This is a genomic window from Enterobacter cloacae complex sp. HYC080_NIDB (genome assembly GCF_056673325.1).
The window spans coordinates 4,329,491-4,355,629 of sequence record NZ_CP114212.1 but is presented as its reverse complement, the minus strand read 5'-3'; the positions used below and the strand labels follow the sequence as shown (position 1 = coordinate 4,355,629).

Sequence of the window (26,139 nt, the reverse complement as noted above, 5' to 3'; positions counted from 1 at the left end):
AGTGAGAATACCTTAACGGGAAAATCGGACGAATCAAGTAATTTGCCCGGTGGCGCAGCGCTTACCTGGGGTGCGGTCTGGTGCCCTCACCCCAACCCTCTCCAACGGGAGAGGGAGAAATGCGATTACTGAATTGGACTCAACGTAATCTCTACGCGACGGTTCTGCGCTTTACCTTCCGCCGTGCTGTTGCTGGCGATAGGGTTGGCAGGGCCCATGCCGCTGGTGCGGATACGGTTCGCTTCCACACCCTGGGTAATCAGCGAACTGGCCACGGAATCGGCGCGCTGCTGAGAAAGACGCATGTTCAGATCCTGGCTGCCGGTGCTGTCGGTGTAGCCAATCACGTTCACGGCGGTCTTGTTGTACTCTTTCAGCACCATCGCCACGCCGGTCAGCGTGTTCGCACCCGCTGGTTTCAGCGTTGCGCTGCTGCTATCAAAGGTCACGTTGTTCGGCATGTTCAGAATGATGTTATCGCCGCTGCGCGTCACGCTTACGCCGGTTCCCTTCATTTTGTCACGCAGTTTTGCTTCCTGCACATCCATGTAATAACCGACGCCGCCGCCCAGTGCTGCCCCCGCCGCTGCGCCAATCAGCGCGCCTTTACCGCGGTCTTTTTTGGAGGAGGAGAGTGCTCCAACGCCTGCGCCGACCAGCGAGCCGATACCTGCGCCGATGCCGGATTTACCCGCTTCGCGCTCACCGGTGTAAGGGTTGGTTGTGCAGCCAGAAACAGCCAGTGCACCGCTCACCAGAGCGGCAATAACGAGTACGCGTTTTTTCATCTTCTTTCCTTAATCCTTTTTATTCTTTGCCACGGCGTGCGTGGCAGTTGATTATGACGTCCAGATACGGAGAAAATTCCGGGTATAACTCTGAAATTTGTGACAAACCATAAACGGCCTCAGCAAGAAGGCCGTAAAACCTGCACGCAACCAGGAGCGCACGCTTGAGCACCTCAACGAAAACCATTCTGACCGCCGCCCACTGGGGGCCGATGCTGGTCGAAACCGATGGCGAAAATGTTTTGTCGTCCCGCGGGGCACTGCCAACACAACATCCCAACTCTTTACAGACCGTCGTTCGCGATCAGGTGCATAGCAAAACGCGCGTGCGCTGGCCGATGGTGCGTAAAGGTTTTCTGGCTTCGCCGGACAAGCCGCAGGGTATTCGCGGCCAGGATGAGTTTGTTCGCGTGAGCTGGGATGACGCGCTGGCGTTGATCCACGCCCAGCATAAGCGCATCCGCGAACGTTACGGCCCATCGTCCATTTTTGCCGGATCTTACGGCTGGCGTTCGAACGGCGTGCTGCATAAGGCGTCGACGCTGCTGCAGCGTTACATGAGCCTGGCGGGCGGTTATACCGGACATCTGGGAGATTATTCCACTGGCGCTGCGCAGGCGATCATGCCGTACGTGGTCGGCGACAACGAAGTTTACCAGCAGCAGACCAGTTGGCCGCTGGTGCTGGCGCATACCGATGTGGTGGTGCTCTGGAGTGCCAACCCGCTTAACACGTTGAAAATTGCCTGGAATGCCAGTGACGAGCAGGGCATTGGATATTTCGACGCGCTGCGCAAAAGCGGCAAGCGCATCATCTGCATTGACCCGATGCGCTCTGAAACCATGGATTTCTTCGGCGACAGCGCCGAGTGGATTGCGCCGCATATGGGCACCGACGTGGCAATGATGCTGGGTATCGCCCATACGCTGGTGGAGAACGACTGGCACGACAGTGACTTCCTCACCCGCTGCACCTCCGGCTTTGACCAATTTGCCGACTATCTCACGGGGCAATCCTACGGGGTGGCTAAAACCGCAGAATGGGCGGCAGGAATTTGTGGTGTTTCTGCTGACAAAATTCGCGAACTGGCCGCGTTATTCCATGACAACACCACGATGTTAATGTCCGGCTGGGGGATGCAGCGCCAGCAGTTTGGCGAGCAGAAGCACTGGATGCTGGTCACGCTTGCCGCCATGCTCGGGCAGATCGGTACGCCGGGCGGCGGTTTTGGTCTCTCCTATCATTTTGCCAACGGCGGAAACCCAACGCGCAAAGCGGCGGTGCTGGCTTCTCTGCAAGGTTCGGTGGCGGGCGGCGTGGATGCCGTGGATAAAATCCCGGTGGCGCGAATCATTGAAGCCCTGGAAAACCCGGGCGGTTTTTATCAGCACAACGGTCTGGACCGCCATTTCCCGGATATTAAATTTATCTGGTGGGCGGGCGGGGCGAACTTCACGCACCATCAGGATACCAATCGCCTGATCCGCGCCTGGCAAAAGCCGGAGCTGGTGGTGATTTCCGAGTGCTTCTGGACCGCTTCGGCCAAACATGCGGATATTGTGCTGCCGGCGACCACGTCGTTTGAGCGTAACGATCTCACCATGACCGGCGATTACAGCAACCAGCATATGGTACCGATGAAGCGCGTTGTGGCGCCGCGCGATGAAGCACGTGATGATTTTGACGTGTTTGCTGAACTGAGCGAGCGGTGGGAAGCGGGCGGTCGCGAACGTTTTACCGAAGGGAAAACGGATCTGCAATGGCTGGAGACGTTTTACCAGATCGCCGGGCAGCGCGGTGCGGCGCAGGGCGTAACGCTGCCGCCATTTTCTGCGTTCTGGGAAGCGAACCAGTTGATCGAAATGCCGGAAAGCGAACAGAACGCGCAGTTCGTCCGTTTCGCTGATTTCCGCCGCGACCCGGAGAACCATCCGCTGAAAACCGAGAGCGGCAAGATTGTGATCTACAGCGAGCGCATCGCCAGCTTTGGCTATGCCGATTGCCCGCCACACCCTTCCTGGCTGGAGCCAGACGAGTGGCACGGCAACGCCCAGCCGGAGCAGCTGCAGGTGTTATCTGCTCATCCCGCACATCGTCTGCACAGCCAGCTTAACTACTCCTCACTGCGCGAGCAGTATGCGGTCGCCGGGCGAGAGCCGATCACGCTGAATACCCATGACGCTAAAGCCCGCGGGATTGCGGACGGCGATGTGGTGCGCGTCTGGAATCATCGTGGTCAGGTGCTGGCAGGGGCGGTGGTCAGCGACGGGATTAAACCGGGCGTGATCTGTATTCACCAGGGCGCATGGCCCGATCTTGAGCCTGCCGAGGGGGGGATCTGTAAAAACGGGGCGGTTAACGTGCTGACCAAAGATCTCCCCAGCTCGAAGCTGGGGAACGGTTGTGCAGGGAATACGGCGCTGGCCTGGGTCGAGAAATACCAGGGGCCTGAGCTTACCTTAACGGCGTTTGATCCGCCTGCCAGCTCATAATCCAGGTCGGGTGCTGGGTATCGTCCTGCCAGGCGCTGTCTTCGATGCGAAAGCCCTGTGCATGATAGAAATTCACCGCCCGGACGTTTTTCTGATAGACCTCCAGGCTTAAATGCGGGAAGCGCTGTTGAACATGGTTCAGCAGCGCGCCTCCAATACCTTGCCCGATATACGTTGGCCTGACGAACAGCGCCCCCACAAACTGCGACTGTATAATGCTAATAAAACCACGCAGCGTACCGTCCTCTTCCCACACCCAGGTTGCCGCTGCAGGGAGGTAGACCTCCCGCACCATGGCTTCGTTCTCCTTCCAGTAGCTTGCGCTGATGAACGGGTGCGCTTCGGTGGTGCTTTCAAGCCACAGGCTCAGGAGCGGATCGGCATTGTCACTTTGCCACTTGCGGATCATGTTGCCTCCCCCGATGACAGAAGCAGCCGGTAACATGATCATTGACCAGGCCACAGGCCTGCATAAAGGCGTAGCAGATGGTGGAGCCGACAAACTTAAAGCCGCGCTTTTTGAGGGCCTTAGAGAGCGCGTCCGACTCCGGCGTGGAGGCCGGGATCTCCGCCAGCGAGGTGGCCTGAGTGAGCTGCGGCGTGTTATTCACAAACGACCAGACAAACTCAGAGAAGGGCTCGCCGTTTTGCTCCATCGCCAGGTAAGCGCGGGCATTGCCGATGATGGCCTGGATCTTACCGCGATGGCGGATGATGCCAGCATCCTGCACCAGGCGTTCTACGTCTTCATCGGTCATGGCGGCGACGGCGATGGGGTCGAACTGGTGGAAGGCGTTGCGGTAGTTTTCACGTTTCTTCAGTACCGTTATCCATGACAATCCCGCCTGCTGTCCCTCAAGGCAGATCATCTCAAAGAGTTTTCTGCCCTCCGTCTCCGGCACGCCCCACTCCCGATCGTGATAGTCGATATAAAGCTGATCCTGGCTTACCCAACCGCAACGTTCCATCCGTTATCTCCCTTACTGATGCTGATTTCGCAAAATTTTCATTCCGTCTGTCTTGACGTGCCTGGTATAAAGACAATAGTTAATACAGGGCCATATGCCCGCTAAACGCTTCCTGAATAACGACAAATATCGCCGCACTCGGCTCTCTCTGGGGTCGCTTTAATGATGATAATAAAAATCAGTGGTCGCCATGCTGTTTCTGGCCTGGTGGGGATTTCAGCCTGCCTGTTGTTTTGTCATACAGCGTCTGCCTGGCAACAGGAATATATCGTTTCAGACGCCCAAAATAATACGGCGGAACGCTATACATGGGACGCGGATCACCAACCGCGTTATGAAGATATTCTTGCTGAGCGTATTCAGTCTTCGCAAAATTTGCCTGGGCTTGCCCTGGCTGTACCTTCAGGCGCCACCACGGACGCGGCGATGAGCCTGGGCTGGAATTTTCCGGTTTCAGCGCGGATAACCACCGGTCCGGTGATGTCCTGGCGGTATGACGGCTCGACGCCGATGATGATCAATGAGTTTGGCGATAGCGCGACGACGCAGACGCTCGCCGATCCGCTCTGGCATGCCAGCGTGAGCACGCTAGGCTGGCGCGTAAATACTCAGTACGGCGATCTTCGTCCCTGGGCGCAGGTGAGCTATAACCAGCAGTTTGGTGAAAACCAGTGGAAATCGCAGTTTGGCATGCCGCAAACGCCGGCCCCTGCTCAAAACGGTAGCTGGATGGATGTCACTGTTGGAACGGATATGCCTTTTAATACGCACATGGCGGCGTATGCGTCGCTGGCTCAGGGGGAACGCACCACGACGGGTGAAGAGTTTCTCTATACCCTGGGGGTGAGTGCGAATTTTTAATGTTGTTACTTTTTTAAACGTAGCGATAACATCTCGGAAACAATAACCACGGGCTTTACAGCGATAGCAGGTACTAACCTGCTGTCGCTTTGTTCCCCGACAAGGTCATTCATTCCCGATTCCAAGCATTTCATTCCGTTCCTCCTGCATTTCATGCCGTTTTACCCCATCATCGCTAGGGTTTTGTTTATCGTTGTCCTTAGCGAATTCTTCTAATTTCTGTTGCAGGACAACGGCCATGAACACATCAACTTATAACCGTACGCGCTGGCTCACGCTCTTTGGCACCATCGTCACCCAGTTCGCGCTGGGATCGGTCTATACCTGGAGTCTGTTTAACAGTGCGCTTTCCGACAAACTTGGCGCACCGGTCAGCCAGGTGGCGTTTTCTTTTGGTCTGCTGAGTCTTGGGCTGGCGATCTCGTCTTCCGTCGCGGGCAAGCTGCAGGAGCGTTTTGGCGTGAAGCGCGTGACCATGGCGTCCGGCATTTTGCTCGGTCTGGGCTTCTTCCTGACGGCGCATTCCAGCAACCTGATGATGCTGTGGCTGAGTGCTGGCGTCCTGGTGGGCCTGGCAGACGGTGCGGGCTATCTGCTGACGCTGTCGAACTGCGTGAAGTGGTTCCCGGAGCGTAAGGGGTTAATCTCCGCCTTTGCCATTGGTTCTTATGGCCTGGGCAGCCTCGGCTTTAAGTTTATTGATGCCCATCTGCTGGCGTCCGTTGGCCTCGAAAAGACCTTCATGATCTGGGGTGCCATCGTGCTGGTGATGATTCTGTTCGGTGCCACGCTGATGAAAGATGCCCCGCAGCAGGAAGTGAAATCCGTTAACGGCGTGGTGGAGAACGACTTTACGCTGGCGCAGTCCATGCGCAAACCGCAGTACTGGATGCTGGCGGTGATGTTCCTGACGGCCTGCATGAGCGGTCTGTACGTCATTGGCGTGGCGAAAGATATCGCCCAGGGAATGGTGAAACTGGATGCGGCAACCGCGGCGAATGCGGTGACGGTGATTTCCATCGCCAACCTGTCTGGTCGCCTGGTGCTGGGGATCTTGTCCGACAAGATTGCCCGTATCCGCGTCATTACGATAGGGCAGGTGGTCTCTCTGGTGGGGATGGCGGCGTTACTGTTCGCCCCGCTGAATGAAGCGACATTCTTTGCAGCAATTGCCTGCGTGGCCTTTAACTTTGGCGGCACCATTACCGTCTTCCCGTCGCTGGTAAGCGAGTTCTTTGGGCTGAATAACCTGGCGAAAAACTACGGGGTTATCTATCTCGGCTTTGGGATCGGCAGTATCTGCGGCTCGCTGATTGCCTCGCTGTTCGGCGGGTTCTACGTGACCTTCTGCGTGATATTTGCTTTGCTGATTATTTCGCTGGCACTGTCCACGACGATTCGTCAGCCGCAGCGTGAAGTCTATAAAGAAGCGCATGCCTGATTTAATGAAGAGAGGCCGCAGGGCCTCTTTTTTATCTCTGCATTGCTTTCGGACTTGTTATTTTGTAAAAATCTTCATCGATCACATTCTCTGCTGCCACTTTTCTTTCCCGCTGTGGTCTACTTATCGCGCTTGTGGACCTTTCTGATAACGGTTTCTCTCGCATCAACTTACTCTGTCTGCTTTCTCGATGAGATTCGGCGGGTCTTTATACCCCTTCCCCCAGGGTTGTTTGCATGAAATATATTAGGTCTCTTACCCAGCAACGATTGTGTCTGATGCTGGCTGTCTATATCGGTTTGTTTCTGAATGGCGCGGTGCTGTTCAGAAGAGTGGAAGGTTATTTTGAACACCTCACCGTAAGAAATGGAATTTTTGCCGCGATTGAAGTGTTTGGTTCCGTTCTGGCAACCTTCTTCCTGTTACGCCTGCTCTCACTTTTTGGCCGACGTACCTGGCAAATTCTGGCCTCGCTGGTGGTGATTATCTCCGCCGCTGCAAGCTATTACATGACGTTCATGAACGTCGTCATCGGGTACGGTATCGTGGCGTCGGTGATGACCACGGATATCGATCTTTCAAAAGAGGTGGTCGGTAAAGGCTTTATCGTCTGGACGGTGTTAACCTGCCTGATCCCGCTCTTCTTTATCTGGAGTAATACCTGCCGCTATACCTTATTACGCCAGTTGCGTACGCGCGGACAGCGGGTACGCAATATCGTTGTCGTTTTGCTGGCCGGACTGCTGGTATGGGCGCCTATTCGCTTAATGGAAAAACAGCAAAAACGAATTGAAAAAGCGACGGGCGTTGATATGCCAAGTTATGGCGGTGTAGTGGCTAACTCTTATCTGCCGTCTAACTGGCTCTCGGCATTAGGTCTTTATGCCTGGGCACAGGCGGACGAATCGAGTGATGTGAAATCGCTGATTAACCCGACAAAAAAATTCACCTATCAGGCACCTGCTGATGGACTGGATGATACTTACGTCGTGTTTGTTATCGGTGAAACAACACGCTGGGATCATATGGGTATTCTCGGTTACGACCGTGATACCACACCAAAACTGGCTCAGGAAAAGAACCTGGTGGCCTATCGCGGCTACTCTTGCGATACCGCGACGAAGCTCTCATTGCGCTGTATGTTTGTGCGTGAAGGCGGTGCGAGTGATAACCCACAACGCACGCTGAAAGAGCAAAACGTGTTTGCCGTGCTGAAGCAGCTTGGTTTTAGCTCCGATCTCTTCGCTATGCAAAGTGAGATGTGGTTCTACACCAATACGCTGGCGGATAACATCGCGTACCGTGAGCAGATTGGCGCCGAGCCCCGCAACCGCGGTAAAAACGTCGACGATATGCTGCTCCTTGAGGAGATGTCTGAGTCTCTGAAGAATCATCCGCAGGGCAAACATCTCGTCATTCTGCATACAAAAGGGTCACATTACAGCTATTACCAACGTTACACGCGCGACTTTGCAAAGTGGCAACCTGAGTGCGTCGGTATTAATAAAGACTGCAGCAAGCAGGAACTGATCAATGCCTACGATAACTCGGTACTGTATGTTGATACCTTCCTGAGCCGCGTGATTGACCAGCTGCGAGACAAGAAAGCGATTGTTATCTATGCGGCAGATCACGGTGAATCCATCAATGAGAAAGAGCATTTGCACGGTACACCGCGCAAGCTGGCACCGCCGGAGCAGTTCCGCGTGCCGATGATTATGTGGATGTCGGATAAGTATCTGGAAAACCCTGACAAAGCTGCAATGTTTGCTCATCTGAAAAAAGAGGCGGAGATGAAGGTGCCACGTCGCCACGTTGAACTGTACGACACCATTATGGGTTGTCTCGGCTATACCTCACCAAATGGTGGAATTAACGAAAACAACAACTGGTGTAAACTCCCTGATAGCACCGCAAAAGCCGCGCAGTAGCGGCTCTGGCGAGAATATCGCCAGTTGAATGGCTTTTTGAAAATAAGGGATTGACGGGGGCGCACCTCAGCAGTAAGATGCGCTCCGCATTCGGCGAGTAGCGCAGCTTGGTAGCGCAACTGGTTTGGGACCAGTGGGTCGGAGGTTCGAATCCTCTCTCGCCGACCACATTCTGAAAAGGGCTAACCGCAAGGTTAGCCCTTTTTGCATTATGACCTTAGCCCGCCAGAGTCACCAAAACGCCCCTTATCCTGGCTTCTCCCTGCCTGTTAACGATTTTGTGACATAATCCATTGTATTTTTTTATATATAGATTGATCTTTTTTCGCGTTGCTTATGGATAACCTCAGCATTTTTCGCTGTGCGTTTTAACGTTCGCGGTATTTAGTGCTCAGATAATCACCATTCTGCAAGAAAATTTACCCATTCTGAATAAAAGTTAATCACTGATTGTTGCGAAATATGAAGATATTTGTGCTGCAAGATGGCGAGTAGCATAAATTTCCCTGCTGAAAACTGGCATACATAGTTTTTTTAATCTTTGTTTGCGGTTTCTCACACTCCACGTAAATCCCCGTCACCTGTATTGACGTTTTCACATTCTGTTGACAGATTGTAGGGCATGAGGGGCATTTCAGGGACGATCTGCGCTGCAACTCAAACGCTCTTCTGAAAGGATTCTCCATCCCTTTACTGCCTTCGGGCACCACCGACCGGACCGGGTAAAAAATAAATAAAGGTCTGGCGGCGTAACACAACAAAGCAAAACATCACATTGGAGCAGAATAATGAGTATTTCCTTGAAGAAGTCAGGGATGCTGAAGCTTGGTCTGAGCCTGGTGGCTATGACCGTGGCAGCAAGCGTACAGGCAAAAACCCTGGTTTACTGTTCTGAAGGCTCGCCGGAAGGCTTTAACCCACAGCTCTTTACCTCTGGCACGACGTACGACGCAAGCTCTGTACCGATCTATAACCGTCTGGTTGAATTCAAAACTGGCACCACCGAAGTGATTCCGGGTCTGGCTGAGAAGTGGGACGTCAGCGAAGACGGTAAGACCTATACCTTCCACCTGCGTCAGGGCGTGAAGTGGCAGGACAGCAAAGAATTTAAACCAACGCGTGACTTTAACGCCGACGACGTTGTGTTCTCCTTCGACCGTCAGAAAAATGCCCAGAACCCGTACCACAAAGTGTCGGGCGGCAGCTATGAGTACTTCGAAGGGATGGGTCTGCCTGACCTGATCTCAGAAGTGAAAAAAGTGGACGATAAAACCGTGCAGTTCGTGCTGACGCGTCCGGAAGCGCCATTCCTGGCTGACCTGGCCATGGACTTCGCCTCTATTCTCTCTAAAGAGTATGCGGACAACATGCTGAAAGCCGGCACGCCTGAGAAAGTGGACCTGAACCCAATCGGTACCGGCCCGTTCCAGCTGCTGCAGTACCAGAAAGACTCCCGTATTCTGTATAAAGCCTTCCCGGGCTACTGGGGCACCAAGCCGCAGATCGACCGTCTGGTCTTCTCCATCACGCCTGATGCGTCCGTGCGTTATGCAAAACTGCAGAAAAACGAATGCCAGGTGATGCCATACCCGAACCCGGCTGACATCGCGCGCATGAAGCAGGATAAGAACATTAACCTGCTGGAACAGGCGGGCCTGAACGTGGGCTACCTCTCCTTCAACACCGAGAAGAAACCGTTTGATGACGTGAAAGTGCGTCAGGCGCTGACCTACGCGGTGAACAAAGAAGCGATCATCAAAGCCGTTTACCAGGGCGCAGGCGTTGCAGCCAAGAACCTGATCCCACCAACTATGTGGGGCTATAACGATGACGTTAAAGACTACAGCTACGATCCTGAGAAAGCGAAAGCGCTGCTGAAAGAAGCGGGCCAGGATAAAGGCTTCACCGTTGAGCTGTGGGCGATGCCGGTACAGCGTCCGTACAACCCGAACGCACGCCGTATGGCGGAAATGGTTCAGGCTGACTGGGCGAAAGTTGGCGTACAGGCCAAGATCGTGACCTACGAGTGGGGCGAGTACCTGAAGCGCGCCAAAGCGGGTGAGCACCAGGCGGTGATGATGGGCTGGACCGGTGACAACGGGGATCCGGACAACTTCTTCGCTACCCTGTTCAGCTGCGCGGCGGCGAAAGACGGTTCTAACTACTCTCGCTGGTGCTACAAGCCGTTTGAAGACCTGATCCAGCCGGCGCGTGCGACCGACGATCACAACAAACGTATTGAGCTGTACAAGCAAGCGCAGGTTGTTATGCACGATCAGGCTCCGGCGCTGATTGTTGCTCACTCCACCGTGTATGAGCCAGTGCGTAAAGAAGTGAAGGGCTATGTGGTTGATCCACTGGGCAAACATCACTTCGAAAACGTATCGGTTGAATAATTAAAAGCAACGCCAGGCGGCGTTGCGCTTGCACTGGCCTACGGTATGTAGGCCGGGTAAGCGTAGCGCCACCCGGCAGCAGTGCTTTATTTCCTCTCTGAAAGGAGAGGGGATAAGATTTGTGAGCAATACAGACGTCACGCCACTGGTCGTGCGTCATCAGAGAGAATCCGGGTTATGTTGCAGTTCATCCTCCGACGTCTGGGACTTGTTATCCCGACGTTTATCGGTATCACCCTTCTCACTTTTGCCTTCGTCCATATGATCCCCGGCGACCCGGTAATGATTATGGCGGGCGAGCGTGGTATCTCCCCTGAACGTCATGCGCAGCTGCTGGCTGAACTCGGCCTCGATAAGCCGATGTGGCAGCAGTACCTCCATTATATCTGGGGCGTGTTGCACGGTGACTTAGGGATTTCGCTGAAAAGCCGTCTTCCGGTGTGGGACGAGTTCGTGCCGCGTTTTAAAGCGACACTGGAGCTTGGCGTCTGCGCCATGATTTTCGCCACTGCGGTGGGTATTCCAGTTGGGGTACTGGCTGCCGTTAAACGTGGCTCAATTTTCGACCACACCGCTGTTGGCCTGGCGCTGACCGGCTACTCCATGCCTATCTTCTGGTGGGGCATGATGCTGATTATGCTGGTTTCGGTGCAGCTTAACCTGACGCCCGTCTCCGGGCGCGTCAGCGATATGGTTTTCCTCGATGACACCAATCCGTTGACCGGCTTTATGCTGATTGATACGGCTATCTGGGGTGAAGAGGGGAACTTCATCGATGCCGTCGCGCATATGATCCTGCCAGCCATGGTGCTGGGCACCATCCCTCTGGCGGTGATTGTGCGTATGACCCGTTCCTCCATGCTGGAAGTGCTGGGTGAAGATTACATCCGTACCGCACGCGCCAAAGGGTTAACCCGTATCCGCGTCATCATCGTACATGCGCTGCGTAACGCCATGCTGCCGGTGGTGACCGTTATTGGTCTTCAGGTGGGTACGCTGCTGGCAGGGGCTATCCTGACCGAAACCATCTTCTCCTGGCCCGGCCTTGGACGCTGGCTGATTGATGCGCTGCAACGCCGTGACTATCCGGTCGTGCAGGGCGGGGTGCTGCTGGTCGCGACGATGATTATCCTCGTCAACCTGCTGGTCGATTTGCTGTACGGCGTGGTGAACCCGCGTATTCGTCATAAGAAGTAAGGGGCCATCATGTCACACGTTTCTGAAAACAAAGTGGTTGCTGCACCGGTTCCAATGACACCGCTGCAGGAGTTCTGGCACTACTTCAAGCGCAATAAAGGTGCGGTAGTAGGGCTGGTATATGTCGCAATCATGATCCTGATTGCGGTGTTTGCGAACTTCCTCGCACCTTATAACCCTGCGGATCAGTTCCGCGATGCGCTGCTTGCACCTCCTGCGTGGCAGGATGGCGGTAGCCTGGCGCACCTGCTGGGTACCGATGATGTAGGCCGCGATGTGCTTTCGCGTCTGATGTACGGCGCGCGTCTGTCGCTGCTGGTTGGCTGCCTGGTGGTGGTGCTGTCCCTGATTATGGGGATTGTGCTTGGTCTGGTGGCGGGTTACTTCGGCGGCATCGTCGATAACATCATTATGCGTGTTGTCGACATCATGCTGGCGCTGCCAAGCCTGCTGCTGGCGCTGGTGCTGGTGGCGATCTTCGGTCCGTCTATCGGTAACGCCGCGCTGGCGTTGACCTTCGTGGCGCTTCCTCACTACGTGCGTTTAACCCGTGCGGCGGTGCTGGTGGAAGTGAACCGCGACTACGTCACCGCGTCTCGCGTGGCGGGGGCGGGGGCGATGCGCCAGATGTTCGTCAATATCTTCCCGAACTGCCTTGCGCCGTTGATTGTTCAGGCGTCGCTCGGTTTCTCAAACGCCATTCTTGATATGGCCGCTCTTGGCTTCCTGGGCATGGGTGCGCAGCCGCCAACACCGGAGTGGGGCACGATGCTCTCCGACGTGTTGCAGTTCGCACAAAGCGCCTGGTGGGTTGTCACCTTCCCGGGTCTGGCAATCCTGCTGACGGTGCTGGCATTTAACCTGATGGGTGACGGCCTGCGTGATGCGCTTGATCCCAAACTGAAGCAGTAAGAGGCACGAGATGGCGTTATTAAATGTAGATCAATTATCGGTGCACTTCGGAGACGTTGGCACTGAGTTTCGCGCCGTGGACCGCATCAGCTACAGCGTAAATCAGGGCGAAGTGGTGGGTATTGTCGGGGAATCCGGTTCCGGTAAGTCGGTGAGCTCACTGGCGATTATGGGGCTTATCGATTATCCCGGCCGCGTGATGGCGGAAAACCTGCAATTCAATGGTCAGGATCTGAAGCGCATTTCCGAAAAACAGCGCCGCCAGCTGGTGGGCGCGGAAGTGGCGATGATTTTCCAGGACCCGATGACCAGCCTGAACCCGTGTTACACCGTCGGCTTCCAGATTATGGAAGCGATAAAGGTGCATCAGGGCGGTAATAAGAAAACCCGTCGCCAGCGCGCGATCGATCTGCTGAATCAGGTGGGTATTCCTGACCCGGCATCGCGTCTGGACGTCTACCCGCACCAGCTCTCTGGCGGGATGAGCCAGCGCGTGATGATCGCGATGGCGATTGCCTGCCGGCCAAAACTGCTGATTGCGGATGAACCGACGACGGCGCTGGACGTGACCATTCAGGCGCAAATCATCGAACTGCTGCTGGAGTTGCAGCAGCAGGAAAATATGGCGCTGGTCCTGATTACGCATGACCTGGCGCTGGTGGCCGAAGCGGCGCACAAAATCATCGTGATGTATGCAGGCCAGGTCGTCGAGACCGGACGTTCGCACGATATCTTCCGCGCACCGCGTCACCCTTATACGCAGGCTCTGCTGCGTGCGCTGCCGGAGTTTGCCCAGGATAAAGCGCGCCTGGCGTCACTGCCGGGTGTGGTGCCGGGTAAATATGACCGTCCGCAGGGCTGTCTGCTTAACCCGCGCTGTCCGTATGCGACGGACAAATGCCGGGCGGAGGAGCCAGAGCTGAACCAGCTTGCTGACGGCCGTCAGTCGAAATGCCACTACCCACTCGATGATGCCGGGAGGCCAACACTATGAGTACGCAACAGGCCACCACGCAACAACCGCTGTTGCAGGCCATCGACCTGAAAAAACACTACCCGGTGAAGAAGGGGATTTTTGCCCCTGAGCGCCTGGTGAAAGCGCTGGACGGCGTCTCCTTTACCCTCGAACGCGGCAAAACGCTGGCGGTGGTTGGGGAGTCGGGCTGTGGTAAATCTACGCTGGGCCGTCTGTTGACGATGATTGAAGTCCCGACCGGCGGTGAACTTTATTATCAGGGGCAGGATCTGCTCAAACACGATCCTCAGGCGCAGAAGTTGCGTCGCCAGAAAATCCAGATTGTGTTCCAGAACCCGTACGGTTCTCTGAACCCGCGTAAAAAAGTGGGACAGATTCTGGAAGAGCCGCTGCTCATTAACAGTAATCTGAGCAAAGAGCAGCGCCGCGAAAAAGCGCTGGCGATGATGGCGAAGGTCGGCCTGAAAACCGAGCATTATGACCGCTACCCGCATATGTTCTCCGGCGGCCAGCGTCAGCGTATTGCCATCGCCCGCGGCCTGATGCTCGACCCGGACGTGGTGATTGCCGATGAGCCCGTCTCCGCGCTCGACGTTTCCGTGCGTGCGCAGGTGCTGAACCTGATGATGGATCTCCAGCAGGAACTGGGACTCTCTTACGTGTTCATCTCCCACGATCTGTCGGTTGTCGAACACATTGCGGATGAAGTGATGGTGATGTACCTGGGGCGCTGCGTGGAGAAGGGGAGCAAAGACCAGATCTTTACTAACCCGCGTCACCCGTATACCCAGGCCCTGCTGTCTGCGACGCCGCGTCTCAACCCGGACGATCGCCGTGAGCGTATTAAGCTGACGGGTGAGTTGCCAAGCCCGCTGAATCCGCCTCCTGGGTGTGCATTTAACGCCCGCTGCAGTCGCCGTTTTGGTCCCTGCACGCAGCTGCAGCCGCAGCTGAAGGATTATGGTGGTCAACTGGTCGCCTGTTTCGCGGTCGATCAGGATGAAAATGGCGAGAAGCCACATGCATAAAGAAAAAAACCGGCGTTAAGCCGGTTTTTTTTATGTCTGCGCAATTATTTCCGCAAGCGAATCTGGTCGACTGCGTGCTTCTCGCTCTTGGTGAGGATCAGACTTGCGCGTTCACGCGTCGGCAGGATGTTCTCTTTCAGGTTCACGTAGTTGATCTCATTCCACAGCCCCGTCGCCACCTTAATGGCCTCTTCTTTTGACAGCTGCGCATAGTTATGGAAGTAAGAGTCAGGATCGGTGAACGCGCCTTCCCGGAACTTCAGGAAGCGGTTGATGTACCAGCTCTGGAGAAGATCTTCCGGCGCATCAACATATATAGAGAAATCGACGAAGTCTGAAACGAACACATGATGTGGGTCATGAGGATAATCCATCCCGCTCTGCAGGACGTTTAGCCCTTCCAGGATCAGGATATCCGGCTGGACCACCGTTTTATCCCCATCCGGAATACGATCGTAGATCAGGTGTGAATAGACCGGTGCCGTGACGTGAGGCACCCCGGATTTCAGGTCAGAGACAAATTTCACCAGACGGTGCATATCATAAGAGAGCGGGAAGCCTTTCTTCTTCATTAGCCCGCGTTCTTTTAATACTTCGTTCGGGTGCAGGAAGCCGTCGGTGGTAATTAACTCAACGCTGCGGTGTTCAGGCCAGCGGCTCAACAGCGCCTGCAATACGCGCGCGGTGGTGCTTTTACCCACGGCCACGCTGCCCGCAATGCTGATGATATAAGGAATGCGCTGACCGTTCGTTCCGAGGAACTGCTCCAGTACCGCCTGACGGCGCAGGTTGGAGCTGATGTAGAAGTTAAGCAAGCGAGAAAGGGGGAGATAAATTTCTGCCACCTCTTCCAGGGACAGATCTTCGTTTATCCCTTTTAACCGTGCGATTTCACCTTCCGTCAGCGTCATAGGGACGGAATCACGCAGGGCAGCCCACTGGCTGCGGTTAAAGTGAAGATAAGGCGTCATTAACGTTTGCTCTTTTTTGCTCATAAGCATGCTTCAGTGAGCCAGCTCAATACTGCCGGATCGTGGCTCATCACACAGTTAATTTTGGACAATGGGCAGGAGGTTAACACCAGATGGCAGGAATAATAAGAAAAAAGATGGAAAGCGCTACGTTACGCGGAAGCCGTCACGCTACGGTGTATCCCGTGCAAACGACCCTTGCATGTTGATTATTTGACCGCGAATGACTACTTTTACAGCGCTTAGTATGCTGTTCGCATAAAATGTGAGCGAAAGAACGTTTTATGCAAATTTTTAGTTGCATGACCGCGCAGGTATCCATAGAATGCGCGCTACTTGATGCCGACTTAGCTCAGTAGGTAGAGCAACTGACTTGTAATCAGTAGGTCACCAGTTCGATTCCGGTAGTCGGCACCATCAAGTCCGGTGGGGTTCCCGAGCGGCCAAAGGGAGCAGACTGTAAATCTGCCGTCACAGACTTCGAAGGTTCGAATCCTTCCCCCACCACCACTTTCTGGCAGCGTAAATGCCGCCGGAGCTGGTTGGAAAAATTAACCAGCTCAAACTGAAAAAGAGAGAAATCTCTTTTTTTGTTACAGAAAGAACTGGGTAGCCGAGTTTCAGGATGCGGGCATCGTATAATGGCTATTACCTCAGCCTTCCAAGCTGATGATGCGGGTTCGATTCCCGCTGCCCGCTCCAATACGTGCTGATATGGCTCAGTTGGTAGAGCGCACCCTTGGTAAGGGTGAGGTCCCCAGTTCGACTCTGGGTATCAGCACCACTTCACTTCTCCTTCCCGTTTCTCTCTGTTTCAATTTTACTGTATTCAACAATTCAGGCATTTCGCCTGGTTGATGTGGTGATATCACCGATTTATCCGTGTCTTAGAGGGACAATCGATGTCTAAAGAAAAGTTTGAACGTACAAAACCGCACGTTAACGTCGGTACTATCGGCCACGTTGACCATGGTAAAACAACGCTGACCGCTGCAATCACTACCGTTCTGGCTAAAACCTACGGTGGTTCTGCTCGTGCATTCGACCAGATCGATAACGCACCAGAAGAAAAAGCTCGTGGTATCACCATCAACACTTCTCACGTTGAATACGACACCCCGACTCGCCACTACGCACACGTAGACTGCCCAGGCCACGCCGACTATGTTAAAAACATGATCACCGGTGCTGCGCAGATGGACGGCGCGATCCTGGTTGTTGCTGCGACTGACGGCCCAATGCCTCAGACTCGTGAGCACATCCTGCTGGGTCGTCAGGTAGGCGTTCCTTACATCATCGTGTTCCTGAACAAGTGCGACATGGTTGATGACGAAGAGCTGCTGGAACTGGTAGAGATGGAAGTTCGTGAACTGCTGTCTCAGTACGATTTCCCAGGCGACGACACCCCAATCGTTCGTGGTTCCGCGCTGAAAGCGCTGGAAGGCGACGCTGAGTGGGAAGCGAAAATCATCGAACTGGCTGGCTACCTGGATTCTTACATCCCAGAACCAGAGCGTGCGATTGACAAGCCATTCCTGCTGCCAATCGAAGACGTATTCTCCATCTCCGGTCGTGGTACCGTTGTTACCGGTCGTGTAGAGCGCGGTATCATCAAAGTGGGTGAAGAAGTTGAAATCGTTGGTATCAAAGAGACTGCGAAGTCTACCTGTACTGGCGTTGAAATGTTCCGCAAACTGCTGGACGAAGGCCGTGCTGGTGAGAACGTTGGTGTTCTGCTGCGTGGTATCAAACGTGAAGAAATCGAACGTGGTCAGGTTCTGGCGAAGCCAGGCTCAATCAAGCCACACACCAAGTTCGAATCTGAAGTGTACATCCTGTCCAAAGACGAAGGCGGCCGTCATACTCCGTTCTTCAAAGGCTACCGTCCACAGTTCTACTTCCGTACAACTGACGTGACCGGTACCATCGAACTGCCAGAAGGCGTTGAGATGGTAATGCCAGGCGACAACATCAAGATGGTTGTGACTCTGATCCACCCAATCGCGATGGATGACGGTCTGCGTTTCGCAATCCGTGAAGGTGGCCGTACCGTTGGCGCGGGCGTGGTTGCTAAAGTTCTCGGCTAATTGCTGATAACATTTGACGCAATGCGCAATAAAAGGGCATCATTTGATGCCCTTTTTGCACGCTTTCAGATCAGAACCTGGCTCATCAGTGATTATTTTTGTCATAATCATTGCTGAGACAGGCTCTGCAGAGAGCGTATAATCCGAAAAGCGAATGAGCATTTCGATTTGGTTTGCCTCGCAATCGCGGGGTGAAAATGTTTGTAGAATACTTCTGACAGGTTGGTTTATGAGTGCGAATACCGAAGCTCAAGGGAGCGGGCGCGGCCTGGAAGCGATGAAATGGGTAGTAGTAGCCGTTCTGCTGATCGTAGCGATTGTCGGCAACTACCTTTATCGTGACATTATGCTGCCGCTACGCGCGCTTGCAGTGGTAATTCTGATTGCTGCAGCGGGTGGTGTCGCGCTGTTGACGACGAAAGGCAAAGCGACTGTCGCTTTTGCACGCGAAGCGCGTACCGAAGTCCGCAAGGTGATTTGGCCGACTCGCCAGGAAACATTGCACACCACGCTGATTGTAGCGGCGGTTACCGCTGTAATGTCACTGATCCTGTGGGGACTGGATGGTATTCTGGTTCGCCTGGTATCCTTTATCACTGGCCTGAGGTTCTGAGATGTCTGAAGCCCCTAAAAAGCGCTGGTACGTCGTTCAGGCGTTTTCCGGTTTTGAAGGCCGCGTAGCAACGTCGCTGCGTGAGCATATCAAATTACACAACATGGAAGAGTTATTTGGCGAAGTTATGGTTCCGACCGAAGAAGTGGTTGAGATCCGTGGCGGCCAGCGTCGCAAAAGCGAGCGCAAATTCTTCCCGGGTTACGTGCTGGTTCAGATGGTTATGAACGACGCGAGCTGGCACCTGGTGCGCAGCGTACCGCGCGTGATGGGCTTTATCGGCGGCACGTCTGACCGTCCGGCGCCAATCAGCGACAAAGAAGTTGATGCGATTATGAACCGCCTGCAGCAGGTGGGTGATAAGCCGCGTCCGAAAACGCTGTTTGAGCCGGGTGAAATGGTTCGTGTTAATGACGGTCCGTTTGCTGACTTTAATGGTGTGGTTGAAGAAGTGGACTACGAGAAGTCCCGCCTGAAAGTCTCCGTCTCTATCTTCGGTCGTGCGACCCCGGTAGAACTGGACTTTGCTCAGGTAGAGAAAGCCTAAGCAGCGATCAAAAAAGCGACGATTTAATCGTTGCACAAGGCGCGAGATTGGAATACAATTTCGCGCCTTTTGTTTTTATGGGTCTCGGCCCGTAAAACGAATTTTATTCACGGGGAGCCTCCCTGAGGCGCTATTACCCAATCAGAGGATTTTAGAATGGCTAAGAAAGTACAAGCCTACGTCAAGCTGCAGGTTGCAGCTGGTATGGCGAACCCAAGTCCACCAGTTGGTCCAGCTCTGGGTCAGCAGGGTGTGAACATCATGGAATTCTGTAAAGCGTTCAACGCCAAAACCGAATCCCTGGAAAAAGGTCTGCCAATCCCAGTTGTAATCACTGTTTACGCTGACCGTTCTTTCACTTTCGTTACCAAAACCCCTCCAGCAGCAGTTCTGCTGAAGAAAGCGGCGGGTATCAAGTCTGGTTCCGGTAAACCGAACAAAGACAAAGTGGGTAAAATTTCCCGCGCTCAGCTGCAGGAAATCGCGCAGACCAAAGCTGCCGACATGACTGGTGCCGACATTGAAGCGATGACTCGCTCCATCGAAGGTACTGCACGTTCCATGGGCCTGGTAGTGGAGGACTAAGAAATGGCTAAACTGACCAAGCGCATGTCCGTGATCCGTGACAAAGTTGATGCGACCAAACAGTACGACATCAACGAAGCTATCGCTCTGCTGAAAGAACTGGCTACTGCTAAGTTCGTTGAAAGCGTTGACGTTGCTGTTAACCTGGGCATCGATGCTCGTAAATCTGATCAGAACGTTCGTGGTGCAACTGTACTGCCACACGGTACTGGCCGTTCCGTTCGCGTAGCTGTATTTACTCAGGGTGCTAACGCAGAAGCTGCTAAAGCTGCTGGCGCTGAACTGGTAGGTATGGAAGATCTGGCTGACCAGATCAAGAAAGGCGAAATGAACTTCGACGTTGTTATCGCATCTCCAGATGCAATGCGCGTTGTTGGCCAGCTGGGCCAGGTTCTGGGTCCACGTGGCCTGATGCCAAACCCGAAAGTGGGTACTGTAACGCCTAACGTTGCTGAAGCGGTTAAGAACGCTAAAGCAGGTCAGGTTCGTTATCGTAACGACAAAAACGGCATCATCCACACCACCATCGGTAAAGTGGACTTTGACGCTGACAAACTGAAAGAAAACCTGGAAGCTCTGCTGGTTGCGCTGAAAAAAGCAAAACCAACTCAGGCGAAAGGCGTGTACATCAAGAAAGTTAGCATCTCCACCACCATGGGTGCAGGTGTTGCAGTTGACCAGGCTGGCCTGAGCGCTGCTGCAAACTAATGCCTTTACGTGGGCGGTGATTTTGTCTACAATCTTACCCCCACGTTTGCTAACAAAAGTTAGCGGCTAAAAGAATTGTTCGTTGGAGCCTGGCCTAATCCAGGCCTCCGTCGAAGACCGCAGGTGTTTCGCAAGAGACTTAATCCCCTGCGTAGACGGTGACAGAACGCTAAGATTATTTTTGAATATTCTGGCTTGTTTCTGCTCACCGTATTAAGACGCTCTTTCCGTTTGGGAGAGTGAAGTGAGTTCCGGAACATGAGTTCCGGCAAACATCCAGGAGCAAAGCTAATGGCTTTAAATCTTCAAGACAAACAAGCGATTGTTGCTGAAGTCAGCGAAGTAGCCAAAGGCGCGCTGTCTGCAGTAGTTGCGGATTCCCGTGGCGTTACTGTAGACAAAATGACTGAACTGCGTAAAGCAGGTCGTGAAGCTGGCGTATACATGCGTGTTGTTCGTAACACCCTGCTGCGTCGCGTAGTTGAAGGTACTCCTTTCGAGTGCCTGAAAGACACGTTTGTTGGTCCGACCCTGATTGCATACTCTATGGAACACCCGGGCGCTGCTGCTCGTCTGTTCAAAGAGTTCGCGAAAGCGAATGCAAAATTTGAGGTCAAAGCTGCAGCCTTTGAAGGTGAGTTGATCCCGGCATCGCAAATCGATCGCCTGGCAACCCTGCCGACCTACGAAGAAGCAATTGCACGCCTGATGGCAACCATGAAAGAAGCTTCGGCTGGCAAACTGGTTCGCACTCTGGCTGCTGTTCGCGATGCAAAAGAAGCTGCTTAATCGCAGTTATCTTTATAAAGCATTTGCTTACGTATAAACTTATTCTGATTTTCAGGAACAATTTAAATGTCTATCACTAAAGATCAAATCATTGAAGCAGTTGCCGCTATGTCCGTAATGGACGTTGTAGAACTGATTTCTGCAATGGAAGAAAAATTCGGTGTTTCTGCTGCTGCCGCTGTAGCTGTTGCTGCTGGCCCAGCTGCTGACGCTGCTGAAGAAAAAACTGAATTCGACGTAATTCTGAAAGCTGCAGGCGCTAACAAAGTTGCTGTTATCAAAGCAGTACGTGGCGCAACTGGCCTGGGTCTGAAAGAAGCTAAAGACCTGGTAGAATCTGCTCCAGCTGCGCTGAAAGAAGGCGTGAGCAAAGACGACGCAGAAGCACTGAAAAAATCTCTGGAAGAAGCTGGCGCTGAAGTTGAAGTTAAATAAGCCAACCCTTCTGGTTGCAGCCTAAGCAATTAGGCTGATGGCTGGTGACTTTTTAGTCACCAGCCTTTTTGCGCTGTAAGGCATCAGTAGCATTTCACACTGTTTGACTGCTGATTGTCCTGACAATGCATGTTTCTATCGACGACTTAATATATTGCGACAGGGTGCTCGCTCTGTGTAAATCGCGACGAAATGATTTAAGCGTGATAGCAACAGGTATTGCGGAAAGTATTCAATTTTCCGGTCCACAAAATGGTGTTGCACAAACTGTCCCTTCGTCGGACAGATGGGTCGACTTGTCAGCGAGCTGAGGAACCCTATGGTTTACTCCTATACCGAGAAAAAACGTATTCGTAAGGATTTTGGTAAACGTCCACAAGTTCTGGACATTCCATATCTCCTTTCTATCCAGCTTGACTCGTTCCAGAAGTTTATCGAGCAAGATCCTGAAGGGCAGTACGGTCTGGAAGCCGCCTTCCGTTCCGTGTTCCCGATTCAGAGCTACAGCGGTAACTCCGAGCTGCAGTACGTCAGCTACCGCCTTGGCGAACCGGTGTTTGACGTTCAGGAATGTCAGATCCGTGGCGTGACCTATTCCGCACCGCTGCGCGTAAAACTGCGTCTGGTGATCTACGAGCGCGAAGCGCCGGAAGGCACCGTAAAAGACATTAAAGAACAAGAAGTCTACATGGGTGAAATTCCACTCATGACAGACAACGGTACTTTCGTTATCAACGGTACTGAGCGTGTTATCGTTTCCCAGCTGCATCGTAGCCCGGGCGTCTTCTTCGACAGCGATAAAGGTAAAACACACTCTTCCGGTAAAGTACTGTATAACGCACGCATCATTCCTTACCGTGGTTCATGGCTGGACTTCGAGTTCGATCCAAAAGACAACCTGTTTGTCCGTATCGACCGTCGTCGTAAGCTGCCTGCAACCATCATTCTGCGTGCGCTGCAATATACCACTGAGCAGATCCTGGACCTGTTCTTTGAGAAAGTGATCTTTGAAATCCGCGACAACAAGCTGCAGATGGAGCTGGTGCCGGAACGTCTGCGTGGTGAGACCGCGTCGTTCGACATCGAAGCCGACGGCAAAGTGTATGTGGAAAAAGGTCGCCGTATCACCGCGCGCCACATCCGCCAGCTGGAAAAAGATGATATCAAACACATCGAAGTTCCGGTTGAGTACATTGCAGGAAAAGTAGCCGCGAAAGATTACGTTGATGAATCAACTGGCGAGCTGATCTGCCCGGCTAACATGGAGCTGAGCCTGGATCTGCTGGCTAAGCTGAGCCAGTCTGGCCACAAACGTATCGAAACGCTGTTCACCAACGATCTGGACCACGGTCCTTATATCTCTGAGACTATCCGCGTCGACCCAACGACCGATCGTCTGAGCGCGCTGGTTGAAATCTACCGCATGATGCGTCCTGGTGAGCCACCAACTCGCGAAGCGGCTGAAAGCCTGTTCGAGAACCTGTTCTTCTCCGAAGACCGCTACGATTTGTCCGCGGTAGGTCGTATGAAGTTCAACCGTTCTCTGCTGCGTGATGAGATCGAAGGTTCCGGTATCCTGAGCAAAGACGACATCATCGAAGTGATGAAGAAGCTCATCGATATCCGTAACGGTAAAGGCGAAGTGGACGATATCGACCACCTCGGCAACCGTCGTATCCGTTCCGTAGGCGAAATGGCGGAAAACCAGTTCCGCGTTGGCCTGGTACGTGTTGAGCGTGCGGTTAAAGAGCGTCTGTCTCTGGGCGATCTGGATACCCTGATGCCTCAGGATATGATCAACGCCAAGCCGATTTCTGCGGCAGTGAAAGAGTTCTTCGGTTCCAGCCAGCTGTCTCAGTTCATGGACCAGAACAACCCGCTGTCTGAGATTACGCACAAACGTCGTATTTCTGCACTCGGCCCAGGCGGTCTGACCCGTGAACGTGCAGGCTTCGAAGTTCGAGACGTACACCCGACGCACTATGGTCGCGTATGTCCAATCGAAACGCCTGAAGGTCCAAACATCGGTCTGATCAACTCCCTGTCCGTGTACGCACAGACAAACGAATACGGTTTCCTCGAAACGCCGTATCGTAAAGTGACCGACGGTGTTGTAACCGACGAAATTCATTACCTGTCTGCTATCGAAGAAGGCAACTACGTTATCGCTCAGGCGAACTCCAACCTGGATGACGAAGGCCACTTTGTAGAAGATCTGGTTACCTGCCGTAGCAAAGGCGAATCCAGCTTGTTCAGCCGCGACCAGGTTGACTACATGGACGTATCCACCCAGCAGGTGGTATCCGTCGGTGCGTCCCTGATCCCGTTCCTGGAACACGATGACGCCAACCGTGCATTGATGGGTGCGAACATGCAACGTCAGGCCGTTCCAACTCTGCGTGCTGATAAGCCGCTGGTTGGTACCGGTATGGAACGTGCTGTTGCCGTTGACTCCGGTGTTACTGCAGTTGCTAAGCGTGGCGGTACCGTTCAGTACGTTGACGCATCCCGTATCGTTATCAAAGTTAACGAAGACGAGATGTATCCGGGCGAAGCGGGTATCGACATCTACAACCTGACCAAATACACCCGTTCTAACCAGAACACCTGTATCAACCAGATGCCTTGTGTATCTCTGGGTGAGCCAGTTGAGCGCGGCGACGTGCTGGCAGACGGTCCGTCCACCGACCTCGGTGAACTGGCGCTCGGTCAGAACATGCGCGTAGCGTTCATGCCGTGGAACGGTTACAACTTCGAAGACTCCATCCTCGTCTCCGAGCGTGTGGTTCAGGAAGATCGTTTCACCACCATCCACATTCAGGAACTGGCATGTGTGTCCCGTGACACCAAGCTGGGGCCAGAAGAGATCACGGCCGATATCCCTAACGTGGGTGAAGCAGCGCTCTCCAAACTGGATGAATCCGGTATTGTTTACATCGGTGCGGAAGTGACCGGCGGTGACATTCTGGTTGGTAAGGTGACACCGAAAGGTGAAACCCAGCTGACGCCAGAAGAGAAACTGCTGCGTGCCATCTTCGGTGAGAAAGCGTCTGACGTTAAAGACTCTTCTCTGCGCGTACCAAACGGTGTTTCCGGTACGGTTATCGACGTTCAGGTCTTCACCCGTGATGGCGTTGAGAAAGATAAGCGTGCACTGGAAATCGAAGAGATGCAGCTCAAGCAGGCTAAGAAAGACCTGTCTGAAGAACTGCAGATCCTCGAAGCAGGTTTGTTCAGCCGTATTTATGCGGTGCTGGTTGCCGGTGGCGTTGAAGCTGAGAAGCTCGACAAACTGCCACGCGATCGCTGGCTGGAACTGGGCCTGACCGACGAAGAGAAACAGAATCAGCTGGAACAGCTGGCTGAGCAGTATGACGAACTGAAACACGAGTTCGAGAAAAAACTCGAAGCGAAACGCCGCAAAATCACTCAGGGCGACGATCTGGCACCAGGCGTGCTGAAGATTGTTAAGGTGTATCTGGCCGTTAAACGTCAGATCCAGCCTGGTGATAAGATGGCAGGTCGTCACGGTAACAAGGGTGTTATCTCTAAGATCAACCCGATCGAAGATATGCCGCACGATGCTAACGGTACTCCGGTAGATATCGTACTGAACCCACTGGGCGTACCGTCTCGTATGAACATCGGTCAGATTCTGGAAACCCACCTGGGTATGGCTGCGAAAGGTATCGGCGACAAGATCAACGCCATGCTGAAACAGCAGCAGGAAGTCGCGAAACTGCGCGAATTCATCCAGCGTGCCTACGATCTGGGTACCGACGTTCGTCAGAAAGTCGACCTGAACACCTTCAGCGATGAAGAAGTGCTGCGTCTGGCAGAGAACCTGCGCAAAGGTATGCCAATTGCAACGCCGGTCTTCGACGGTGCAAAAGAAGCTGAAATTAAAGAGCTGCTGCAACTGGGTGGTCTGCCAACGTCTGGTCAGATTACGCTGTTTGACGGCCGTACCGGTGAACAGTTTGAGCGTCCGGTAACCGTAGGTTACATGTACATGCTGAAACTGAACCACCTGGTCGACGACAAAATGCACGCTCGTTCTACCGGTTCTTACAGCCTGGTTACTCAGCAGCCGCTGGGTGGTAAGGCACAGTTCGGTGGTCAGCGCTTCGGGGAGATGGAAGTGTGGGCGCTGGAAGCATACGGCGCGGCATACACCCTGCAGGAAATGCTCACCGTTAAGTCTGATGACGTGAACGGTCGTACCAAGATGTATAAAAACATCGTGGACGGCAACCATCAGATGGAACCGGGCATGCCAGAGTCCTTCAACGTACTGTTGAAAGAGATTCGTTCGCTGGGTATCAACATCGAACTGGAAGACGAGTAATTCTCGCTCAAACAGGTCACTGGTGCCGGGTTAACCCCCGGCACCGGATTGTGCTAACTCCGACGG

The 26,139-nt window shown here is 53.6% G+C and carries 21 protein-coding genes and 5 tRNA genes; 22 read left to right on the top strand and 4 right to left on the bottom strand.

Going from position 1 to position 26,139, the window contains the following annotated elements; all coding sequences use genetic code 11:
• Positions 1–125: 125 nt before the first annotated feature.
• A complete protein-coding gene (locus O1723_RS20665) occupies positions 126–788 on the bottom strand; it encodes an OmpA family lipoprotein (RefSeq protein ID WP_008502762.1) in 663 nt (220 codons plus the stop codon).
• Positions 789–1,000: 212 nt separating this feature from the next.
• Between O1723_RS20665 and O1723_RS20660 the strand changes: the two genes are divergently transcribed.
• Positions 1,001–3,280: a molybdopterin guanine dinucleotide-containing S/N-oxide reductase gene (locus O1723_RS20660; protein WP_479983880.1), complete on the top strand. Its 2,280-nt coding sequence runs from the start codon at positions 1,001–1,003 to the stop codon at positions 3,278–3,280.
• On the opposite strand, the gene O1723_RS20655 is transcribed toward O1723_RS20660, so the two are convergent.
• Together O1723_RS20655 and tag are read right to left on the bottom strand one after the other, a co-directional pair.
• Positions 3,243–3,689 (bottom strand): N-acetyltransferase, encoded by a 447-nt coding sequence (locus tag O1723_RS20655; protein ID WP_023336576.1) that lies wholly within the window; start codon positions 3,687–3,689, stop codon positions 3,243–3,245. The genes O1723_RS20660 and O1723_RS20655 overlap by 38 nt on opposite strands.
• The gene (gene tag / locus O1723_RS20650; protein ID WP_023336577.1) at positions 3,667–4,248 is read right to left on the bottom strand and encodes a DNA-3-methyladenine glycosylase I; all 582 of its coding nucleotides are present in this window, start codon (positions 4,246–4,248) and stop codon (positions 3,667–3,669) included. The genes O1723_RS20655 and tag overlap by 23 nt, the downstream gene beginning before the upstream one ends.
• A gap of 162 nt (positions 4,249–4,410) precedes the next feature.
• Here tag and O1723_RS20645 point away from each other — a divergent pair, with 162 nt between their 5' ends.
• From O1723_RS20645 to dppF, 9 genes are all read left to right on the top strand, one after another.
• Complete coding sequence (locus O1723_RS20645) at positions 4,411–5,109, top strand: autotransporter domain-containing protein (protein ID WP_023336578.1); 699 nt, start codon at positions 4,411–4,413, stop codon at positions 5,107–5,109.
• Positions 5,110–5,347: 238 nt separating this feature from the next.
• Positions 5,348–6,550, top strand: coding sequence for an L-lactate MFS transporter (locus O1723_RS20640; RefSeq protein WP_014882054.1), 1,203 nt, complete (start codon positions 5,348–5,350; stop codon positions 6,548–6,550).
• A 236-nt stretch (positions 6,551–6,786) separates the two neighbouring features.
• Entirely contained in the window at positions 6,787–8,481 is a 1,695-nt protein-coding gene (gene eptB / locus O1723_RS20635; protein WP_014882055.1) for a kdo(2)-lipid A phosphoethanolamine 7''-transferase, read from the top strand.
• 91 nt (positions 8,482–8,572) lie between these two features.
• A tRNA-Pro gene (locus O1723_RS20630) sits at positions 8,573–8,649 on the top strand.
• Positions 8,650–9,269: 620 nt separating this feature from the next.
• Complete coding sequence (dppA, locus tag O1723_RS20625; RefSeq protein WP_014882056.1) at positions 9,270–10,877, top strand: dipeptide ABC transporter periplasmic-binding protein DppA; 1,608 nt, start codon at positions 9,270–9,272, stop codon at positions 10,875–10,877.
• 177 nt (positions 10,878–11,054) lie between these two features.
• A complete protein-coding gene (gene dppB, locus O1723_RS20620) occupies positions 11,055–12,074 on the top strand; it encodes a dipeptide ABC transporter permease DppB (protein WP_023336579.1) in 1,020 nt (339 codons plus the stop codon).
• Between the two features lie 9 nt (positions 12,075–12,083).
• Entirely contained in the window at positions 12,084–12,986 is a 903-nt protein-coding gene (gene dppC, locus O1723_RS20615; RefSeq protein WP_014882058.1) for a dipeptide ABC transporter permease DppC, read from the top strand.
• Positions 12,987–12,996: 10 nt separating this feature from the next.
• Positions 12,997–13,980 carry a dipeptide ABC transporter ATP-binding protein gene (gene dppD, locus O1723_RS20610; RefSeq protein WP_023336580.1) on the top strand — a complete coding sequence of 328 codons (984 nt, stop codon included), beginning with the start codon at positions 12,997–12,999 and terminating at the stop codon, positions 13,978–13,980.
• A complete protein-coding gene (dppF, locus tag O1723_RS20605) occupies positions 13,977–14,990 on the top strand; it encodes a dipeptide ABC transporter ATP-binding subunit DppF (protein WP_023331759.1) in 1,014 nt (337 codons plus the stop codon). Before dppD ends, dppF begins: the two co-directional genes overlap by 4 nt.
• 44 nt (positions 14,991–15,034) lie before the next feature.
• Here the strand turns inward: dppF and coaA are convergent, their stop codons facing one another.
• A complete protein-coding gene (gene coaA, locus O1723_RS20600) occupies positions 15,035–15,985 on the bottom strand; it encodes a type I pantothenate kinase (protein ID WP_014882061.1) in 951 nt (316 codons plus the stop codon).
• 317 nt (positions 15,986–16,302) lie between these two features.
• Between coaA and O1723_RS20595 the strand changes: the two genes are divergently transcribed.
• The 12 genes from O1723_RS20595 to rpoB all read left to right on the top strand — a co-directional run bounded on the left by O1723_RS20595 (position 16,303) and on the right by rpoB (position 26,073).
• A tRNA-Thr gene (locus O1723_RS20595) sits at positions 16,303–16,378 on the top strand.
• Positions 16,379–16,386: 8 nt separating this feature from the next.
• A tRNA-Tyr gene (locus O1723_RS20590) sits at positions 16,387–16,471 on the top strand.
• 117 nt (positions 16,472–16,588) lie between these two features.
• A tRNA-Gly gene (locus O1723_RS20585) sits at positions 16,589–16,663 on the top strand.
• A gap of 6 nt (positions 16,664–16,669) precedes the next feature.
• Positions 16,670–16,745 (top strand) — tRNA-Thr (locus O1723_RS20580).
• 118 nt (positions 16,746–16,863) lie between these two features.
• The gene (gene tuf, locus O1723_RS20575) at positions 16,864–18,048 is read left to right on the top strand and encodes an elongation factor Tu (protein WP_013094997.1); all 1,185 of its coding nucleotides are present in this window, start codon (positions 16,864–16,866) and stop codon (positions 18,046–18,048) included.
• Between the two features lie 229 nt (positions 18,049–18,277).
• Positions 18,278–18,661 (top strand): preprotein translocase subunit SecE, encoded by a 384-nt coding sequence (secE, locus tag O1723_RS20570; protein ID WP_013094999.1) that lies wholly within the window; start codon positions 18,278–18,280, stop codon positions 18,659–18,661.
• A gap of 1 nt (position 18,662) precedes the next feature.
• On the top strand, positions 18,663–19,208 hold the full coding sequence (gene nusG, locus O1723_RS20565; protein WP_003862341.1) for a transcription termination/antitermination protein NusG: 546 nt from the start codon (positions 18,663–18,665) through the stop codon (positions 19,206–19,208).
• Between the two features lie 156 nt (positions 19,209–19,364).
• Positions 19,365–19,793 carry a 50S ribosomal protein L11 gene (gene rplK, locus O1723_RS20560; protein ID WP_008503452.1) on the top strand — a complete coding sequence of 143 codons (429 nt, stop codon included), beginning with the start codon at positions 19,365–19,367 and terminating at the stop codon, positions 19,791–19,793.
• 3 nt (positions 19,794–19,796) lie between these two features.
• Positions 19,797–20,501 carry a 50S ribosomal protein L1 gene (gene rplA, locus O1723_RS20555; RefSeq protein WP_013095000.1) on the top strand — a complete coding sequence of 235 codons (705 nt, stop codon included), beginning with the start codon at positions 19,797–19,799 and terminating at the stop codon, positions 20,499–20,501.
• A 291-nt stretch (positions 20,502–20,792) separates the two neighbouring features.
• Positions 20,793–21,290, top strand: a complete 498-nt coding sequence (gene rplJ / locus O1723_RS20550; RefSeq protein ID WP_004097644.1) for a 50S ribosomal protein L10 — start codon at positions 20,793–20,795, stop codon at positions 21,288–21,290.
• A 66-nt stretch (positions 21,291–21,356) separates the two neighbouring features.
• Positions 21,357–21,725, top strand: a complete 369-nt coding sequence (rplL, locus tag O1723_RS20545) for a 50S ribosomal protein L7/L12 (protein ID WP_014882064.1) — start codon at positions 21,357–21,359, stop codon at positions 21,723–21,725.
• Between the two features lie 319 nt (positions 21,726–22,044).
• On the top strand, positions 22,045–26,073 hold the full coding sequence (rpoB, locus tag O1723_RS20540) for a DNA-directed RNA polymerase subunit beta (RefSeq protein ID WP_014882065.1): 4,029 nt from the start codon (positions 22,045–22,047) through the stop codon (positions 26,071–26,073).
• Positions 26,074–26,139: the final 66 nt, after the last annotated feature.